The 18,265-nt window shown below is 42.2% G+C and carries 17 protein-coding genes and 1 CRISPR repeat array; of the genes, 15 read left to right on the forward strand and 2 right to left on the reverse strand.

What is annotated here, in order from left to right:
- The 6 genes from Q7Q81_RS07815 to Q7Q81_RS07840 all read left to right on the forward strand — a co-directional run.
- Window positions 1-388 (forward strand): CGGC domain-containing protein (locus tag Q7Q81_RS07815; RefSeq protein ID WP_304275099.1); only part of this gene is annotated, 388 nt, incomplete at its 5' end.
- Window positions 389-534: 146 nt separating this feature from the next.
- Window positions 535-1,761 carry a M20/M25/M40 family metallo-hydrolase gene (locus Q7Q81_RS07820; protein ID WP_293391438.1) on the forward strand — a complete coding sequence of 409 codons (1,227 nt, stop codon included), beginning with the start codon at window positions 535-537 and terminating at the stop codon, window positions 1,759-1,761.
- A 172-nt stretch (window positions 1,762-1,933) separates the two neighbouring features.
- Entirely contained in the window at window positions 1,934-2,815 is an 882-nt protein-coding gene (locus Q7Q81_RS07825; protein ID WP_298883129.1) for a hypothetical protein, read from the forward strand.
- 23 nt (window positions 2,816-2,838) lie between these two features.
- Window positions 2,839-3,309, forward strand: a complete 471-nt coding sequence (locus Q7Q81_RS07830) for a peptidylprolyl isomerase (RefSeq protein WP_304275101.1) — start codon at window positions 2,839-2,841, stop codon at window positions 3,307-3,309.
- Entirely contained in the window at window positions 3,310-3,573 is a 264-nt protein-coding gene (locus Q7Q81_RS07835) for a GIY-YIG nuclease family protein (protein WP_009145306.1), read from the forward strand.
- A gap of 102 nt (window positions 3,574-3,675) precedes the next feature.
- Entirely contained in the window at window positions 3,676-3,876 is a 201-nt protein-coding gene (locus Q7Q81_RS07840; RefSeq protein WP_009145305.1) for a cold shock domain-containing protein, read from the forward strand.
- Window positions 3,877-3,957: 81 nt separating this feature from the next.
- Here Q7Q81_RS07840 and Q7Q81_RS07845 read toward each other — a convergent pair whose 3' ends face one another.
- On the reverse strand, window positions 3,958-5,157 hold the full coding sequence (locus Q7Q81_RS07845; RefSeq protein ID WP_304275104.1) for a quaternary amine ABC transporter ATP-binding protein: 1,200 nt from the start codon (window positions 5,155-5,157) through the stop codon (window positions 3,958-3,960).
- Window positions 5,158-7,035: a glycine betaine ABC transporter substrate-binding protein gene (locus Q7Q81_RS07850; protein ID WP_304275107.1), complete on the reverse strand. Its 1,878-nt coding sequence runs from the start codon at window positions 7,033-7,035 to the stop codon at window positions 5,158-5,160.
- A 390-nt stretch (window positions 7,036-7,425) separates the two neighbouring features.
- On the opposite strand from Q7Q81_RS07850, the gene cas10 reads away from it, so the two are divergent.
- The 9 genes from cas10 (at window position 7,426) to cas2 (ending at window position 18,257) form a co-directional block, all read left to right on the forward strand.
- Window positions 7,426-9,921 carry a type III-A CRISPR-associated protein Cas10/Csm1 gene (gene cas10, locus Q7Q81_RS07855; RefSeq protein ID WP_304275110.1) on the forward strand — a complete coding sequence of 832 codons (2,496 nt, stop codon included), beginning with the start codon at window positions 7,426-7,428 and terminating at the stop codon, window positions 9,919-9,921.
- Window positions 9,918-10,406 carry a type III-A CRISPR-associated protein Csm2 gene (gene csm2, locus Q7Q81_RS07860; protein ID WP_304275113.1) on the forward strand — a complete coding sequence of 163 codons (489 nt, stop codon included), beginning with the start codon at window positions 9,918-9,920 and terminating at the stop codon, window positions 10,404-10,406. Before cas10 ends, csm2 begins: the two co-directional genes overlap by 4 nt.
- Window positions 10,406-11,101, forward strand: coding sequence for a type III-A CRISPR-associated RAMP protein Csm3 (csm3, locus tag Q7Q81_RS07865; protein WP_304275115.1), 696 nt, complete (start codon window positions 10,406-10,408; stop codon window positions 11,099-11,101). The genes csm2 and csm3 overlap by 1 nt, the downstream gene beginning before the upstream one ends.
- 3 nt (window positions 11,102-11,104) lie before the next feature.
- Entirely contained in the window at window positions 11,105-12,118 is a 1,014-nt protein-coding gene (gene csm4, locus Q7Q81_RS07870) for a type III-A CRISPR-associated RAMP protein Csm4 (RefSeq protein ID WP_304275117.1), read from the forward strand.
- Window positions 12,111-13,355, forward strand: a complete 1,245-nt coding sequence (csm5, locus tag Q7Q81_RS07875; protein WP_304275119.1) for a type III-A CRISPR-associated RAMP protein Csm5 — start codon at window positions 12,111-12,113, stop codon at window positions 13,353-13,355. The genes csm4 and csm5 overlap by 8 nt, the downstream gene beginning before the upstream one ends.
- Complete coding sequence (gene cas6 / locus Q7Q81_RS07880) at window positions 13,352-14,113, forward strand: CRISPR system precrRNA processing endoribonuclease RAMP protein Cas6 (protein ID WP_277248384.1); 762 nt, start codon at window positions 13,352-13,354, stop codon at window positions 14,111-14,113. Before csm5 ends, cas6 begins: the two co-directional genes overlap by 4 nt.
- Before the next feature lie 140 nt (window positions 14,114-14,253).
- Window positions 14,254-16,127: a CRISPR direct-repeat array (repeat unit 35 nt; unit sequence ATTTCAGAGATAACCCCAAATTAGGGGACGGAAAC).
- Window positions 16,128-16,265: 138 nt separating this feature from the next.
- Window positions 16,266-16,628 (forward strand): endonuclease domain-containing protein, encoded by a 363-nt coding sequence (locus tag Q7Q81_RS07885; protein WP_304275124.1) that lies wholly within the window; start codon window positions 16,266-16,268, stop codon window positions 16,626-16,628.
- A 358-nt stretch (window positions 16,629-16,986) separates the two neighbouring features.
- Window positions 16,987-17,979, forward strand: coding sequence for a CRISPR-associated endonuclease Cas1 (cas1, locus tag Q7Q81_RS07890; RefSeq protein WP_304275126.1), 993 nt, complete (start codon window positions 16,987-16,989; stop codon window positions 17,977-17,979).
- Window positions 17,979-18,257 carry a CRISPR-associated endonuclease Cas2 gene (gene cas2, locus Q7Q81_RS07895; protein ID WP_021719279.1) on the forward strand — a complete coding sequence of 93 codons (279 nt, stop codon included), beginning with the start codon at window positions 17,979-17,981 and terminating at the stop codon, window positions 18,255-18,257. Before cas1 ends, cas2 begins: the two co-directional genes overlap by 1 nt.
- The last annotated feature ends 8 nt before the right edge of the window (window positions 18,258-18,265 follow it).

Raw genomic sequence — 18,265 nt, forward strand, 5'->3', positions numbered from 1 at the left:
GCATAAACGGGAAGCAGATGGGAGAAACTGGAATATGAAGAAAATAGCAATTCTGCGCTGCCTGAAAACCTCCGCTTCCTGTGCGGGAGCAGGCTGTCTGCGTGCTTTTTATGAAAAGGATAAAGCCTTTGCCCAGTATGGAGATGAAGAGCTGCGCCTGATGGCGATGTGGACCTGTAACGGCTGCGGCGATTCTATGCTGGAAAACCAGGAAGGTATCCGCAAGAAGATAGAGCGTATGAAGGCTTTGGAGCTGGATGCGCTGCATATCAGCCACTGCACGCACAAAAAGGATGCTAACGGTGAAAAGCATCTCTGCCCCAAGATTAAAGCGATTATCGATGAGCTGCAGGAAGCAGGCATTACCATCGTAGATGGCACTCACTAAAAAATATATAAAGCTTTGCAAAGCAGCAGTCAGCAATGGCTGTTGCTTTTCACTTTATCAACTTAAAAAAATCTCCTGTGCAGGATTTTTTACCCGCTCTAACGAATAAATATAAATATGATTCCAAATACGAAAGGGGTAATAAAATGAGAGAAGCCGTAAAAAAGTATATTGCCGAGCATTATGAGGACTATGTGAAGGATTTGGAAGCCTTGACGAATATTGACTCCGGTAATGGTGACAGAGAAGGTACAGAGGCAGCAAATAAGTTTGTCGCTGAAAAAATGACAGCTATCGGTGCTACCACGGAGTTCAGATATAATGACAGAGCCTGCCACCTGATTTCCCGCTTAAAGGGAACAGGCAAATACACGATTCTGCTTGTTGCCCATGTTGATACAGTATTTAAAAAAGGTGAAGCTGCACGTCGTCCGTTCCGTGTTGACGAGAATAATTTTGCCTGGGGACCGGGTGTAGGCGATGACAAGGCTACCGTAGTAGAGGTTATCTATGGCTTGGAAGCCTTGAAGGCTGCAGGCTTTGATAATTTCAAGGAAATTATTTATTACACCAACGGTGAAGAAGAAGGTGGCAGCAAGACTGCCGAGGATATTGTGGCAGAGCTGTCGCAGCAGTCCGACTTTGCGATTATTATGGACGTTGCCCGTCCGAACTGGGGCATTGTTACCCAGCGCAAGGGCAATGCCAAATATCGCGTTGAGGTTACCGGTAAGGGCGGACACCATGGTAACGCATCTCAATCCTGCGCCAACGCTATTCACCAGCTGGCATACACGATTACCGAGCTGCAGAAGCTTGCCAGCCCCATGCCGGGGAATCCGGAGGATTATACGGCAGCAGCGCTGAAGGCGCGCGGCATTGTTGATGCAGGTCAGTTTATTCCGCAGAATACCGTCAATGTCGGCGTAATCGGTTCTACCAATGACAAAATCAGCGTTATTCCGGGTGATGCCTTCTGCGAGGTAAATATCCGTTGCTTTACGATTGAAGAACAGCAGCGCATTGATGCTGAGGTTAAGGCGTTAGCAGATAAGGTTGTTATCCCCGGCACCAGCATTAAGATTACCGGCGGCATTGTTACCGGACCGATGCAGAAAACGGCGCAGGCACAGAAGATGGTTGATGTTTATAAGCGCATCGTCAAAGAGGAATACGGCGCTGAGGTGAACGAATGGGTAGCAGGCGGCCTCACCGACGGCAACCGAACAGCGAAGTTCGTACCGACACTGGATGCTTTGGGCGTAGAAAACTATGATGAGCATACCGACCATGAATCTGTAGATTTGAACACCGCAGTTCCCAGAACGACAGCCTTTGCTTTGACACTGGCGGAGCTGGCAGAAACCTTCTGATAAAAATTTCATAATGAGTTGAAAGCTTTCCCCGCGTATTTAATTTACGTCGGGGAAACTTTTTTGCTATATTCTGACTTTCTGCCAACCTTTATATGTTTTACATAATGACTAGACACTGCACTTGTGGTATAATAAAATAGTTAAAATCTTACAGATAAGGTGTGATGATATGTCGAAAAAAAGTAATAAATATGCAGGTGATCAGCCTGCCGCTTACGATCCTACAGGTGTAAGCGAGTATCTTGGCCTGGGACGCCCGATTGACTTTGATAAAAAGCCGGTGCGTATTGCTATGATGTGTGCTGTTGCTATTTCTGTTGTGGTAACGCTGTGGAAATGCTCTACCGGTATGGATTCCGGCGCTGCTGTTGTAAGCGCTTTAGGTTATGCTTTATCCTTCCTCTTCAGCTATATGCTGGCTTTGGAGCTTGACCCTGACCGTCAGCTCGGCGGTTTCATCGGCGGCGGTCTGACGCTGATAGCAACTTATTTTATGGGCGAGGGCAATATCCTGGTGATGCTGTGGCTGCTCTTTATCCTGCGTATGCTGAACCGCAGCTCCGGTGACAGACATCGTCTGATTGATAACGTTATTATGATTGGCAGTGCTGCCTGGCTCGGACTGCAGGGCTTGTGGGTATTTCCGCTACTGACCGGTGCTGCCTATATTTTGGAAAGCCAAATTCAGGCAGGTTATTTCCGCAGTTTGTATCTGGCAGGTATTTCTCTTGCTTGCCTGATTTTTGCAAAGTATGATACTGTTGCCAATGAGCTGTCCATGAGCAATATTATTATTATGGCACTGGCCTTCATCCTTTTCCTGCCGGAAATCCGTGTGGCAGATTACGTGAAGTCTAAGGGTGATAAAAACGGTAAGCGTCTGCTGCCGAAGCGTCTGCAGACCATGCAGGGTTATTTCTGCATGATGCTGTTCAGTCTGACCTTTTTGCATGGCAACGCTATCGTACCGTCTTTGATGCCGGCTGTAGGTGCTGCGGCAGGCTGCGGTATCTATCTGTTTGTTGCGCTGCTGAAGCATGAAGTATTTTAAAGCTATTCTGGAGGTAAATATCAATGAGTGAAAACAGAAAAATTAAATTTACGACTAATAAAGGTATTTTTGTTGCCGAAATGTTTGAGGACAAAGCTCCGCTGACTACCAAAAACTTTATCGAGCTGGTAGAAAAAGGCTTTTACGACGGTATTATTTTTCACCGTGTAATCGACGGCTTTATGATTCAGGGCGGCGACCCGACCGGTACCGGTATGGGCGGCCCCGGCTACAAGATTAAAGACGAGTTCGGTGAAGGCCTGAAGCATGATGACGAGGGCATTCTGTCCATGGCTAATGCAGGCCCGAACACCGGTGGCAGCCAATTCTTCATCACTTTGGCACCGACTCCCTGGCTGAACGGCCACCATGCAATTTTCGGCAAAGTTGTTGAAGGCATGGATGTTGTACGTCTTATCGGCGTAGTACCGACTGATTTCCGTGACCGTCCGCGTGAAGCTGTGACCATGGAAAAGGTAGAGGTTGTAAAATAAATGGCGGCGTTTGTATATATGCTGCGCTGCAAGGACGGCAGCTTATATACAGGCTGGACCAATGATCTGGAGCACCGTCTGGCAATGCATAACAGCGGACGCGGCGCCAAATATACGCGTGGACGCGGTCCTTTGGAGCTGGTCTACAGCGAAGAGCTGCCGGATAAGGAAGCGGCTTTACGGCGCGAATGTGCCATAAAAAAGCTGCGCCGGGAGCAGAAGCTCGCTTTGCTGCAGACATGGCAAGCTCGCATTGCAGAATAAAATTATAAAGATTCAGACAAATATTTGCTTTTCCTGTACATATAGGCTATAATAAGCTAAGTGAGTTTTAGAGGCTCAAATAGTAATTAGGGAGGCCTACAGATGACAGGCAAAGTTAAATGGTTTAATGCAGAAAAGGGCTATGGTTTTATCCAAAGAGAAGGCGGCAAGGATTTGTTCGTTCACTTCTCTGGTATTAAAAGCGAAGGCTTTAAAACCTTAGAAGAAGGCTGGAATGTAGAATTTGACGTTATCCAGGGTGACCGTGGCGAACAGGCAACTAACGTTGTGCATGTTGAATAATAAATGCAAGTAAAAAGCTGATGCTAAGGCAGGTAACTGCCGGAGCATCAGCTTTTTTGCTGTTTGCGGGAGGATGAGAGTTCAGTTGGTGACAAAGGAGGATATAACGGAAGCTTTGGTGACAATACCGCAAAACAGTTTGTTCTCGTCAATTACGGGCAGAGGAAAGGGTGTGCTTGCCGAAAGCGGCATAATATCTGCTACGGGTGTATCAAGATTATCTATCACAGGCACATTGCGCAGAATACTTTTCTCAAAGGTTGTATAGCCGGAAAGCACCTGCATAGCGCTATCCAATGTAATAATACCGATAAAACGCAGATGCTCATCAACTACGTAGGCACTGGACACGCCGCTGTTTTTCATATTGCGCAGAGCAACGGCAGCACCGTCGATATTGCGCACTATACATGTCTGAGTGCTCATAACGTTGCGCACAGTAAAAATTTTACTTGAATCGGAATTGTTGATAAAGCTGCGCACATAGTCATCTGCGGGATTGGTAATCATTTCCTCCGGCGTACCGATTTGTACCATGCGTCCGTCGCGCAAAATGCCGACGTGTGTTCCCAGACGGAAGGCTTCGTTGATATCGTGGGTGATAAAAACAATGGTTTTGCCGGTCTTTTCCTGAATACGCAGCAGCTCAAACTGTAAATCGTTGCGTACCAAGGGGTCGAGGGCGGAAAAGGCTTCGTCCATCAGCAGGATATCGGGATCGTTGGCAAGTGCGCGGGCAATGCCTACGCGTTGCTTCATACCGCCGGAAAGCGCACTGATGCGCGTTTTTTCCCAGCCCTGCAGGCCAACCATTTCCAACATCTGCATAGCCTTTTCGGTACGTTCCTTCAGTGGTACGCCGCGTATTTCCAAACCATAATAGGCATTCTCCAAAACATTACGGTTGCTGATAAGCCCGAAATTCTGAAAAACCATAGCTACCTTAGTGCGGCGCAGCTCTTGCAGCTGCTTATTGCTGAAGTTGGTAATATTATCACCTTCAAGGTAAACTGTGCCTGAGGTTGGCTGATTTAACATATTCAGGCAACGGATAAGCGTGGATTTACCGCTGCCGGATAGACCGATGAGGACAAATACCTCGCCCTTGTTGACTGTAAAGTTTATATCAATAAGACCTGCGGTAATACCGGTAGCTTCCTGCACCTCGGTGCGGGAAGCACCTTGCTCCAGCATGGCCATAGCCTTTTTTTCGTTTTGCGAATGCTCCAGAGGAATAAACAGCTTGTACAGGTTTTTTACCTGCAATACAGGTACAGTCATTTATTTTCCCTCCTTTTTCTTATCTGCCAGGCTTTGCGTCAGGCGGTCGATGATAATTGCAATAATAACGATAGAAATACCGGCGATAAGTCCGCGACCGGATTCTGTACGGTTAATGGCAATCAGCACCTCCATGCCTAGGCCGTTGGCACCGATCATCGCACAGGTAACAACCATTGCTACAGCCATCATCATAGTTTGGTTGATGCCTGTCATAATCGTGGGCATGGCCTGCGGAATCTGCACCTTGAACAGTGTTTGCCAACGCGAAGCGCCGAAGGCAGCGGAGGCTTCGACAACGTTGGGGTCAACCTGCTGAATACCGTGGCTGGTTAAGCGGATGACGGGCACAACGGCATAAACTACCGTAGCAAGAACTGCAGGCACCTTACCGGGACCGAGCAGCATAACTGCGGGAATCATATAAACAAAGGTCGGCATGGTCTGCATTGCGTCAAGCAAAGGACGCAGCAGGCGGTTTGCCAGCCTGCTGGTGGACACAAGAATGCCGATGGGCAGTCCTAAAAGCAGCGAGATGATAACCGAGGAAATAACTACTGCCAGTGTTTCGTTCATCATGCTCCAGTAGCCGAAGGCACCGATGGCGAACAGTCCTATCCCGTAGATAATACCGCGCGACAGCTTGCCTGTGAGCACTTTGCCCAAGGCAGCAATAGCGATGATAGTCAGCCACCAGGGAATAAAGTTCAGCAATCGTTCGATAGAAAGAATACACCAGGTAAGAATATCCTTCACCTTATTGAAGAAGCTGGCATAGGTGGTGTTGATGTAGTTGACGAAATTGTCGATGGGCTTAGTCCAGTCTACCTGAACTTCTTCAGGAAAGCTAAGAAGCCAGTTGGCTGCAGCAGCATTATCGCCTTTGAGTGCTTTGCTGATGCTTTGCAGCTTATCCTCAGGCAGCCACTGTGCGAGCAGCTCGGGGTGGCGCTGCATGAACCAGATGGCAGCCTCGTAATAGGTGCATTTGGTATCTGCAATGTGCGCTAACGCTTCTGCGGTAAGTGCGCTGGTGGTGTGATACTTTTGCAGAAAGGCAACAAACTCCGGTGCTTTGCTTTGCAGCTGTTTGTTGGCAACGATGCAGACGGGCACGGAGCGTGCTTCCGTCAGGCCGCGCTGAAAGCCGACTTCATTGTAGGGCTCGTCCTGCAGCAGAACGAGGTCCAGCTTGCCGGTGAGCCAGGTCGGCTCGTAGTTGTAGCCTACAATCGGTTCGCCCTTAGTGTAGGCGGCGAGGAAGGCGCTGTTCAGCGCCGGCTCGCTGCCGGAACGGAAGTAGACGTAATTTTGGTTTAAGCCGTAGGCTTCATATTTTAAATACAGTATCTTATCAATGCTCCAGCCTGGAATAGCGCCGTAAAGACGTCCCTTTGAGGGATCCTCGGGATCCTTAAAAAGATGCGCGTAGCGTGCCAGGTCTTTGACGGTTTTCAAATCCGGCGCGAGTGCCTTAATGCCACGGCTGGCGTCACCCTCAATAAGATAGCGGGGAACATAAAGGCCCTGCTTATCATCATCAAAGTTGATGCCCAGGTTGAGCAGTTTGCCGGTTTTCATGTCAGCTTCAAAGGTAGGCACGTTATCGGTCCACAGCTCCATATGCACATCTACGTCGCCGCGGAGCAGCGCCGTCTGGATGATGGGAGTAGAGCCACTGATAATCTTAGGCGTGATGTTATAGGCGTGAGTGCCGATGAAACCGGCAACGGCATTGTGGAATTTGACACTGTCCCAGCCGGCGTCGGCAAAAACAACCTCTTGCTTTGCTTGCGCATTAGCGGCGTTGACATTGCCTGCTATAAATCCAAGTGAGATCAGTATGAGTAAAAAAACGGCTGATAATTTTCGTAACATGGCTTCACCTCCGTCAAAGCAATAAAAAGAAAAATACTCCTCTTAAATTTATTTTACAAAGCGAAAATTCTTCTTGTCAACTGCAAATGCAACAATGTATAAAAGAATAACTTTAAAAACTAAAGTTATTGTAAATGCAGAACTTTGTATAAAGAGAAGTGTATGCAGATATTGGTGAGGATGATAAAACCAATTAGAAGAGTGATTGAGAAATGTCGGAGCTAAGATTAATAGATATAGAAGAAACACCTGAAAGTATTAAATTTTCGTTATGAAGAGAATGCGCACCAAAATTTCCTAAAAGGATTTTAAAAAATATTGTAGAATTATATAAATAGCTTTTTCTTACGTTTGTTATATAAAGTCGATTTTCCGAAAGGGGGATTTTGAGTGGCGGAAATAGATGTATTAATTAAGGCTGCCTTGTTGCATGACATAGGCAAGATGTGTTTGCGTGCTGACCATAGTTTGGGGAATCACTCTAATGCCGGAGCAAATTTTTTAAAAAAGTATATGGATAATTCTCCGGAAGCAGAGCAGGTTTTACGTTGTTTGCGTTTACACCATGCAAAAGCTTTGAAAACGGCAAAACCTTTAGCTGATGATTTTAGCTATATTGTATATGAGGCTGATAATATTGCTGCTGCAGCCGACAGACGCGAGCGTGAAGATGAGGGTGTTGACCGTGGCTTTGATGCACAGTCTTGCTTGCAAAGTGTGTTTAATATTTTTGGAGAACAAACCAGTAATCCGGTTAGCAAATATTATTTACGTGGGCTGAATCCTTCGGATAAATTTAATTATCCGACAACGGAAATGTGCTATGCTTCAGATGACAAGTATGAAGAGCTTGTAAATGTATTGGAAAGTAATTTTCAACGTGCCGGTGTACTTGATATGAGTAATGGCGAACTTTTGCGCATTTTGGAGGATGTTATGAGTTACATACCATCCAGTACGAATAAAAATGAAGTTTGTGATATTTCGCTATATATTCATTCTAAGGTAACAGCAGCGCTTGCCTCTTGTATGTATGAATATTTTTCAGCAAATAAGATTAAAGATTATAAAAAATACTGCTATGACCAATCCGGTAATAGTGAATTTAGAAAACAGGATGCGTTTTTACTTGTATCAGGAGATTTTTCTGGAATACAAGATTTTATTTATACCGTACCAAGTAAGGGTGCTTTAAAATCTCTAAGAGGTCGCTCTTTCTATTTAGAAATTTTTATGGAGAATTATATTGATGAGATTTTACAGCAGCTTGGCTTGAGCAGAGCTAATCTGTTATATACAGGCGGTGGGCATTTCTATCTTTTAGCTGCTAATACCAGTGCTACAAAAGACAATTTGAAGAAAATACAGAATGCCTGCAATGAATGGTTATTGGAAAAATTTTGTACAAAGCTGTATATGGCTATGGGATTTGCTCCCTGCAGTGCTTCTGACTTGCAGAATTCAGGCATGCAACGTAATGTATTTGCTGCTGTAAGTAAAAAATTAAATCAAGATAAGCTATGTCGCTATGATATTCAAAATTTGGCAAAGCTCTTTGATAGTGATAGCAGTTATAATAAAAATCTTGATGGCAGCAGAGAATGCGCTGTTTGCCATATGTCCAGTAAAAAATTAATTGCGAATGGTGATGCAGGTGATATTTGTCCGACTTGCAAAGGGCTATTTCAGTTGGGAGAAAAGCTTTTTAAATCTAATAGACATTTTGCTGTTTTAAGCAAAGCTGGTGGTGAAGAACTGGATTTATTTGGTTACAATAAACCGCTGTTTTTAGCTGTCATGGATGAAAAGGAGCTGGAAGAAAACAGCAGTAGCCTGGTACGTATTTACAGTAAAAATAAAGCTTTGACAGGTAGAAATATCGGAACTCGCTTATGGTTAGCTGATTATTACAGTACTAATGATAAAGGTGCTGTTATGGAGTTTGAAGATTTAGCTGAACAATGTTGCGATGGTGGGCATGGTATTAAGCGTTTAGGCGTTTTACGTGCGGATGTAGATAATTTAGGTGCCGCTTTTATCGGTGGCTTTATCCGTTATGGTAAAGAAGAACCGGAAAAATATGCTACATTGTCAAGATATGCTGATTTATCCAGAGATTTAGGTATGTTCTTTAAATTGGCAGTAGGTAAGCTTTGCAGAGGTGAGCTGAATGGCTTTGACAACATTAATCAGCAGCAATTCAGCTTATATGGCTTACAAAAGCCGGTGCAGAGAAAAGTTCATGTTGTATATTCCGGCGGTGATGATATGTTCATTGTGGGAGCCTGGGATGAGCTTATAGAGCTTGCTGTAGATATCAGACGAGCTTTTACAAGGTTTACTAATGGCAAATTGAGTTTTTCAGCAGGATTGGCAATGTTCAGTCATGGATATCCGATAAGCAAGATGGCTGAAATTACCGGTATGTTGGAGAGTGCAGCTAAGAGCAGCAACAAAATGAAAAACAGCATTGCTTTATTTGGCTTTGAAACGGAACAGAAAAATGCGGAAAGCGGTTTATGCTGTGAACATATCTATGACTGGACAACGTTTACCGATAAGGTTTGTAAGGAAAAGCTGCAATTTCTTTTACAACACCTGAATATAGATACTGTTGACAATAATAAATTGAAGGCTGGCAAAGCTATGCTTTATAGACTGCTGAATTTACTGGAAGAAAAGGATGACAACATGAATCTGGCAAGATTTGCCTATACGCTTGGACGTATGCAACCGGAAAAAGCCTCGGTACAGTTACAGCAGTGCTACAATGAATTCAGTCAGCAGATGTATAAATGGTTTAAAGATGCTGATGCCAGAAAACAGTTACGTACAGCTCTTGACTTAATTATTTATTATATTCGTGATACGAAGGAGGATGCATGATGGTTAATAATATGCGGGAACAACTTATCAGGGCCGGGTATGCGCAGAATAGCAGACCTAATATGCAGAAAAAAGGACAACAATTTGATTTTGAAAGTTTTGATGTTGTAACTGAGGCAGAAAAAGCTATTGAAGGGCTGAAATATAAAGATAAAAATAACAGAGATAGAATTGATGTTACCACCTCGCAAATCAGAAAGTTTCTGACAGCAGTAAATGTTGTGCGCAATAAAGTTGACCTTTATAAGGAAAAAAACAAAGGTGCTGAATCTTTATCTAAAGAATTGACTGCTGAAATTAAATTTTTAAAGGTTAATTTGCTATATCAGGCCGGAAGAACAGCTGCTGTAAAACAATTTATGACAATTTCAAAGCTGGATGTTATTATAGATAGTATTGGCGACAGCTTAGCTAGATTTGTGAAATTCACTAAATATGTAGAAGCACTCGTTGCATATCATAAGTTTTTAGGAGGCAGGGATTAATGATGGAAGAACAGAAAAGACAACAACAGCCATTGCAGGGAAAAATAGTTCTGTCAGGTATTTTACAGGTACTGACAGGTATGCATATTGGCGGAAGCAGTGACTTTGCTCCGATTGGTGCAGTAGACAGCCCCTTTATCCGTGATCCGTTTAGTCATGCGCCAATTATTCCTGGCAGCTCTTTAAAAGGCAAGATTAGAACTTTGCTGGCAAAGATAAATTGTGATGGTTATGTTTTAAATAAGGTTGCTGATGATAATGAAATTGTAGCACGCTTGTTTGGTGCCAGTGGCAAAAATTATGCTATGCCGGCTCGTCTGCAGTTTTTTGACTTGTTTGTAACGGAGGATACTAAAAACAATTTCAATGCGATAGAAACAGACACTTACATTGGTGAGATTAAATTCGAAAATACTATTAACAGAGCCAGTGGTGTAGCTAATCCACGTCAGATTGAACGTGTACCGGCAGGAGCGGAGTTTGACTTTAAGCTGGTTTATAATGTTGAAAATCTGCAGGATGTACAAGAAGATTTAGAAACCTTGGCTGAAGGTTTTGAACTGTTGGCTAACGATTATCTTGGCGGACATGGTTCTCGCGGATATGGCAGGGTAAGATTACATGATATTAAGCTGCGGGCTATTGGTAAGCTGGATATAGATTTAGCAGCCTATGAGGATTTGTTTAAGGATTGATGCATGATGATGTATTATATTTTTACCTTAAAATTTTTGACACCGGTACATTTTGGTGACACTGCCAATGGCGGCAGTTTGGATAAGTTTTCGCTTCAATGCAGTGCGGATACATTATTTGCAGCCTTGTGTAATGAAGCTGTAAATAAAGGGAGTGATGCAGTAGAAACGTTGGTGAAAAAAACAGCAGAAGGGAAAATAGTTTTTTCCAGCTTATTTCCCTATTGGCGTACTGTTGATGATGATTTATATTTTTACTTACCCAAACCGTTGCTGAAGCTAGAGCAAGACGAGCAACAGTCCGCAAAAAGCTTTGAGGAAATCAAACAATTAGCTACTAAGCTAAAAAAGCAGAAAAAATCAACATATATACGTGCTTCGCAGATTAATAGTTTGCTGGAGTCCGGTAGCAATGATAGACAATTTGCTGTGCCTGAGTTTGCAGCGCCGCTTGTTGCCGGAAGAGTTGCGTTGCGTGAGGAAAAACCGCTTCCATATTATGTGGGCAGTTACGTATTCAGTGAGCACTCCGGCTTGTATTTCATACTGGGTGTTGAACATGAAGAAGAGTTTACTTTGATCAAGGAGTTGTTGCTTAGTCTTGGCTATAGTGGCATAGGTGGCAAGCGTAGCAGTGGCTGTGGTAAATTCGAACTGGCTGATGATGAATTGGAGCTGTTTGATGATGGTGGTGTCTATGACGATGATACTGCCATCGCACTGATGCTGTATAACGAAAAAAGTAAGTACCAAATGTGTCTTGCTCCTGTTTGTCCCAAGGCTGATGAATTGGCAGTGGTTAAGCAGGGAAGCTATAAGCTGATTAAGCGTGGTGGTTTTATTGCCTCATCTGCGGCAAAAGATAATATTAAGCGTAATAGTATTTACATGCTGCAGGAAGGCTCATGCTTTCCTGAAAGATTACGCGGACAAATGCTGCAGCAGACTGTGGACGGTTTAGCACATGATGTTTACCGTGATGGAATAGGAATGTTTGTGGGGTTAAAAAATGAATAGCAAACAATTTGAAACAGCAAAAATGTGCCTGAAGGTAGTTACACCTATAAATATTGCTGACGGTATAGTGTTGGGAGCTAAGGATTATTTGTATGATAGCAGTAGGCAGAAGGTATATTTTTTGAATCTGCATCAATGGCATATGTTTATTTATAAGCATATGCTGTTGGAAAAATATGAAAGCTATCTTGCAAATTTTAGGGATAAACAGAGCTTGTTGGAATGGCTTCGGATGCAGGGATATGATATAGATGATGTACGTACTGTTATAACTTCAGAAGCACAGGCAACAGTTAATCTGATGGATAACGAAAAAAAGAAAACACTCAATGATATTAACAGACATATTCAGCAGCCTGATGGAAGTCTATATGTTCCGGGAAGCAGCATAAAAGGCGTGTTCAGAACAGCGATTTTGTATAGTCTTTTGCAGAAAAGACAGGATATCAAGAGCAAATATTGGTGTTATATTAAACAGCAAGTGGATATAATTAAAACGCTGCTGGAAGAGGAAAGAAAGCCTCGAGAATTACAAATAATGCCTTATTCGGTAATAAAAAAGAAGAAAGATCAGGCTGCTAAAGAAATTGACAAGCTAACTGCAAGTTTAGAAAGTGAACTGCTACATACACTACGCCTGAAAGATGATAAGGAGCGCAATATTAGTAACAAGAATGCGGTTTGCAGTGCAATGCGTGGTTTACAGGTTAGTGATACTTATGCAAGCCGGAATATGCAGACAGCTATTTTGCAAAAAGTTGATGGCGGATTTGACAAGTTCGGCAAGGCTTCTCCCAAAAAACTTCCGATTTTCAGAGAATGCATGCTTCCAAAAGCAGAGCTGTTCTTTGATGTAAAGATTGAAAAGGCTGTTATGAGTACCATTGGCATTAACACCGTTGACGATTTGTTGAAGGCAACGCACAGCTTTTTTGCGGCGGTGACAGATTTGCTGCAACAGGCGTTTGAAAAAGAGTATCAGGAAGCATTTCAAGGTGTAGCAGCCGGCAATATGTTCCTTGGCGGTAATACAGGCTTTTTGAGTAAAACTCTTTTAGCTATGTTGGCTCCGGATAAAGATACTGCTAAAAATACTATCAAGGTATTACTGGACAAAAGCTTTAAAAATCACAAGCATTTACTGCGCGATAAAGTTATTGCACCACGTACTCTTAAATGTACAAATTATAACGGTAAGCTGATGCTGATGGGAGTTGCGGAGGTGCGCAAAGTATGATTCGTTCATTGGAAATAAGGATAGCTGTTCCGACAGGCGCAAAGCTTACGCAGTCTGCCTGCTCATTGCTGCACGGCGTGCTGATGGAGCATATTGACAGCACATATGCAGAGCTTTTGCATCAACAGAGCTTGCGCCCGTATAGCCAGTATCTTTATTTTGATAAGGAACGTGCCGGTGTTTACTGGCGCTTGACGGCGCTGAATAAGCAAGCAGATGATGAGTTATTGGGAGCAGCATTTTCGTTGCCGACAACTGTTTATCTGAAGAAAAAACAGTTGGAAGTACAGCTTGTGAGCAAGGAATATCTGAAGGAAACCAGCTATGCTGAAATTGCAGAAAAATGCTTTGCACAGCCGTTAGCAGGAAAATATTTAAGCTGCAGCTTTTTGACATCCTGCAGTTTTAAGAGCGAAGGGCAATATGTAATTTTCCCTCAACCGCAATTTCTGCTTGGCAGTCTTATAAAGCGTTGGAACAGCTTTGCTGATAAGGAAAGACTGGATGCGCTTGGATTAGCACAAGACTTGGCGCAGGAAACATACGTTGCTGATTATAAACTTAGCTTACGCTCCTTTAGTGTGGATGGCGCACGCATACCAGCATTTAGAGGCTTATATGTGTTAGGTATGAAAAATAATGTGATGTGCAACAGGATTATCGCTATGTTGGGTGAATATGCTAATTATAGCGGTATTGGAATTAAGACTGCCTTGGGAATGGGAGCAGTTAAAACATCATTGAATGAAAGATTTTGAGTGAAACTGCGCCGCACCGCTTGCAGAGTGGATTTGGAGGGTGCGAGGCAGGTTGTTTTTAGGGCAAGTGGTCTGTTGGTAAGGCCTGCGCCGCAAATGGCGGGCGCAGACCTTATGACAGACGGACTTGCAGGGACAGGATTTCAGAGATAACCCCAAATTAGGGGACGGAAACGCCTACATCTTTAAAGGGATTATAGTCAGCTTCAGCATTTCAGAGATAACCCCAAATTAGGGGACGGAAACGAGCTACAAACAAAGGAGGTAACTAAAATGTATGTATTTCAGAGATAACCCCAAATTAGGGGACGGAAACAAGTTTTCATTTTCATTACCTCCCTTTGTTGTAATTTCAGAGATAACCCCAAATTAGGGGACGGAAACGTTCAAGCTACTAAGGGCATACGGCGGATGCCTAGGCATTTCAGAGATAACCCCAAATTAGGGGACGGAAACGTAGATGAACTGTTTTTCACTCTCAAATTCTCTATTTCAGAGATAACCCCAAATTAGGGGACGGAAACGTAACGACTACTCAACAATTATATTCCTTAATTAAATTTCAGAGATAACCCCAAATTAGGGGACGGAAACGTAAACATTACAAAAACCATTGAAAAAATTGAAGGTCTATTTCAGAGATAACCCCAAATTAGGGGACGGAAACCCCCAGCTAGGTGTTAGTAGACGTAGAGGACACCGCCCATTTCAGAGATAACCCCAAATTAGGGGACGGAAACCCTCTAATGAATCCGCAAATGCTTCATAGTCGAAAATTTCAGAGATAACCACAAATTAGGGGACGGAAACTTATACTTAAACACTGTATTACTTGAAATACTCGCTATATTTCAGAGATAACCCCAAATTAGGGGACGGAAACTTTTTATTCATGATTATAAACCTCCATTTCAAATTTAAATTTCAGAGATAACCCCAAATTAGGGGACGGAAACTAATCCTCGCAACTGCAATCATAATTCCAATTACAATTTCAGAGATAACCCCAAATTAGGGGACGGAAACTGACGTTCTGCTTCTGCTTTTGTGCAATTATCTTGCATAATTTCAGAGATAACCCCAAATTAGGGGACGGAAACAATGTAGTGTTATTATTCAAGTAAACTATAAACATTTCAGAGATAACCCCAAATTAGGGGACGGAAATTTAATTCCCATGCCTTGCCTTCGCAGTAGCTAATAATTTCAGAGATAACCCCAAATTAGGGGACGGAAATTTTCAAACTCATCAATACAGAAAAGCGGCTTAGATGATTTCAGAGATAACCCCAAATTAGGGGACGGAAATGTTCAGACTTCCGTCTAATATGCAATGACGTTCAAATTTCAGAGATAACCCCAAATTAGGGGACGGAAATTAAGCAGAATTTGCTCCATTACTTCAACACTAAGAGAGATTTCAGAGATAACCCCAAATTAGGGGACGGAAATTATAAAAATACTTCATGCTTTCACTTCCCTTCTGTAATAATTTCAGAGATAACCCCAAATTAGGGGACGGAAATATAGGATCTTCGAACGTTACAATAACGTATTTACATTTCAGAGATAACCCCAAATTAGGGGACGGAAACTCTTCCATAGGTTCATCTTCGGGATATTGCGTAGAATTTCAGAGATAACCCCAAATTAGGGGACGGAAACTTAAGCTGGCGTTCTGGTACTCTTACGCACGCGATTTTAGAGATAACCCCAATTTAGGGGACGGAAATGGATTACCGTAAACGATATACATGTTCTGCATAACTTTTGAAATAACCCCGAATTAGGGGACGGAAACCCAAAACCTTGTGCATCATTTTTCTGAATTGGATAATTTCAGAGATAACCCCAAATTAGGGGACGGAAATGCTAATCTGCTCGCATTGTTTCTCCCACTTACCGCTCATTTTTCAGAGATAACCCCAATTTAGGGGACGGAAACTCATACTCTACGCCCATTTCTTTTGCCACTTTAGATTTCAGAAATAACCCCAAATAAGGGGTCGTAACAAGCCTCCCCTTCCAGGGGAGGTGTCTGCGAAAGCAGACGGAGGGGTTCTGTAAGACGTAAAGGAAGAAGAACATTTAGGCATCATCAAGATGTTTAGTGATGATATGTTGGAAAAATTAACTTTGCAAAAGGAGCAATATGAGCACTAAAATTTTATATAATGGTCAAAATAAAGAAAATGCTAGATACTTACGAAAAAATATGACCAGACAAGAACGAAAAATATGGTATGATTTTCTTAGAAACCATAAATATAAGTGGTATAGACAAAGAAGAATAGGGAATTATATAGTTGACTTTTATTGTGATAAACTTCATTTAGTGATAGAGATAGATGGCGGACAGCATTATGAAGAAAGGCAGAAAGCGTATGACGAAGAAAGAACAAAAATGTTAAATAACAATGGGATAGAGGTAATAAGAATAGCAAATAATGAAGTTGACAGGAATTTTTTAGGAGTGTGTCAGTATTTAGAGCTTCGTATGGAAAATATGCAGTAAGGTGCAAACCCCTCAGGCGCCAAAGGCGCCAGCTCCCCTACAAGGGGAGCCTCAATAATAATGAGCTGTAGTTTCATAAATAGCCCTAACTTAGGGGACGTAAAACAAGTATTATCACCATATTCACCACACGCAAAAAATTTTTAGAGATAACCCCAAATTAGGGGACGGAAATTCAACCTAGGGAACAGAAATACCTAAATCTTGTACAGTATTTTAGAGATAACCCCAATTTAGGGGACGGAAACTATTTGGTATATTTTTCATCCCAGATAACCACGTTCAAAATTTTAGAGATAACCCCAAATTAGGGGACGGAATTTTGAAATAAGAAAATATTTTCTAGGAGGGATAAAAAATGACTTCTTTGTATATTACGGAAAGCGGAGCGTATTTACGAAAACGCGGCGGCCATGTTTTAGTCGGGCGTAACAATGAGATTCTTTTAGAGGTGCCATTGGAAAGAATAGAAGATGTTACCTTGGTAGATAGTGTACAAATCTCTTCAGGATTAATTACAGAGTTTTTAGAGAGAAATATACCTCTATCATGGCTTTCTGGAAGAGGTCGTTTTTTTGGCTCGCTTTTAAGCAATGGTTCTATTGATATAATTAAGCATCAAAAACAATTTGAGCTTTTGCAGGAAGAAAAGTTATATTTTGAGCTTGCCAAAAAGATTATTTATGCTAAGGTACATAATCAGCTGACAATTTTACGTCGATATAATCGCAATTTAAAACTTGATAATGTAGACACAAGCATTCGCAATATTTTAGCAATAAGAAAAAATATTTGTCAGGCAGATGATTTACATTCTTTAATGGGCTTTGAAGGAATTATAAGTCGTATTTATTTTTGTGCCTTAGGCGCTATAGTCCCAGATGAATTTAAATTTGAAAAACGTACTAAAATGCCACCACGAGATCCATTTAATTCTATGTTGAGTTTAGGTTACAGTATGTTGTTCAATGAGATTATGAGCAATGTGTTGGCTTTGGGGTTGCATCCTTACGTTGGTTTTATGCACAGAATTGCTAAAGGACATCCTGCGTTAGTTTCGGATTTAATTGAAGAATGGCGTGCGCCATTGATTGATTCTATGGTTTTAGCAATGGTAAAGAGAAATATGTTGACGAAAGATATGTTTGAAACAAATGAAACGGGCTGTTTTTTTAACCCCGAAGCTCGTAAAATATATTTGCAGACATATAATAAAAAGTTGCGTTCAGACAACCAATATTTTGAAGATAAATATACTTATCGTGAAAGTATTAGGCAACAATGTCGTAAATATGCTAGTGTAATCATGCATAGCGATATCACTCTTTATGAACCTTTGGAGTTGAGATAATGGAGCGAAAATTTATAGTTTTAATGATTTATGATATTGTCGATAACAAACGCCGTAATAAGATGGTAAAATGTCTAGAGGCTTATGGTGTCCGTGTACAAAAATCTGCTTTTGAAGCATTACTTAATCGTCGGCAATATGAAAAAATGCTACGAGAAAGCAGTATTTTGATTGATGAAGCAGTCGATTCCTTGCGGGTATATGTATTGGATGATATTATAGATGTATATACTTGGGGAATTGGCGAGCGTAAGGAAACCGACTGCGTTATTTTGTAAATGGGAGA

Source organism: Phascolarctobacterium succinatutens (assembly GCF_958453765.1).
GTDB lineage: Bacteria > Bacillota > Negativicutes > Acidaminococcales > Acidaminococcaceae > Phascolarctobacterium_A > Phascolarctobacterium_A succinatutens_B.

Bases quoted from the DNA above. Each gene is read 5' to 3' on its own strand.
- Q7Q81_RS07820 (WP_293391438.1), top strand. From the start codon at position 535: ATGAGAGAAGCCGTAAAAAAGTATATTGCCGAGCATTATGAGGACTAT.
- Q7Q81_RS07825 (WP_298883129.1), top strand. From the start codon at position 1,934: ATGTCGAAAAAAAGTAATAAATATGCAGGTGATCAGCCTGCCGCTTAC.
- Q7Q81_RS07830 (WP_304275101.1), top strand. From the start codon at position 2,839: ATGAGTGAAAACAGAAAAATTAAATTTACGACTAATAAAGGTATTTTT.
- Q7Q81_RS07835 (WP_009145306.1), top strand. From the start codon at position 3,310: ATGGCGGCGTTTGTATATATGCTGCGCTGCAAGGACGGCAGCTTATAT.
- Q7Q81_RS07840 (WP_009145305.1), top strand. From the start codon at position 3,676: ATGACAGGCAAAGTTAAATGGTTTAATGCAGAAAAGGGCTATGGTTTT.
- Q7Q81_RS07845 (WP_304275104.1), bottom strand. From the start codon at position 5,157: ATGACTGTACCTGTATTGCAGGTAAAAAACCTGTACAAGCTGTTTATT.
- Q7Q81_RS07850 (WP_304275107.1), bottom strand. From the start codon at position 7,035: ATGTTACGAAAATTATCAGCCGTTTTTTTACTCATACTGATCTCACTT.
- csm2 (WP_304275113.1), top strand. From the start codon at position 9,918: ATGATGGTTAATAATATGCGGGAACAACTTATCAGGGCCGGGTATGCG.
- csm3 (WP_304275115.1), top strand. From the start codon at position 10,406: ATGATGGAAGAACAGAAAAGACAACAACAGCCATTGCAGGGAAAAATA.
- csm4 (WP_304275117.1), top strand. From the start codon at position 11,105: ATGATGATGTATTATATTTTTACCTTAAAATTTTTGACACCGGTACAT.
- csm5 (WP_304275119.1), top strand. From the start codon at position 12,111: ATGAATAGCAAACAATTTGAAACAGCAAAAATGTGCCTGAAGGTAGTT.
- cas6 (WP_277248384.1), top strand. From the start codon at position 13,352: ATGATTCGTTCATTGGAAATAAGGATAGCTGTTCCGACAGGCGCAAAG.
- Q7Q81_RS07885 (WP_304275124.1), top strand. From the start codon at position 16,266: ATGAGCACTAAAATTTTATATAATGGTCAAAATAAAGAAAATGCTAGA.
- cas1 (WP_304275126.1), top strand. From the start codon at position 16,987: ATGACTTCTTTGTATATTACGGAAAGCGGAGCGTATTTACGAAAACGC.
- cas2 (WP_021719279.1), top strand. From the start codon at position 17,979: ATGGAGCGAAAATTTATAGTTTTAATGATTTATGATATTGTCGATAAC.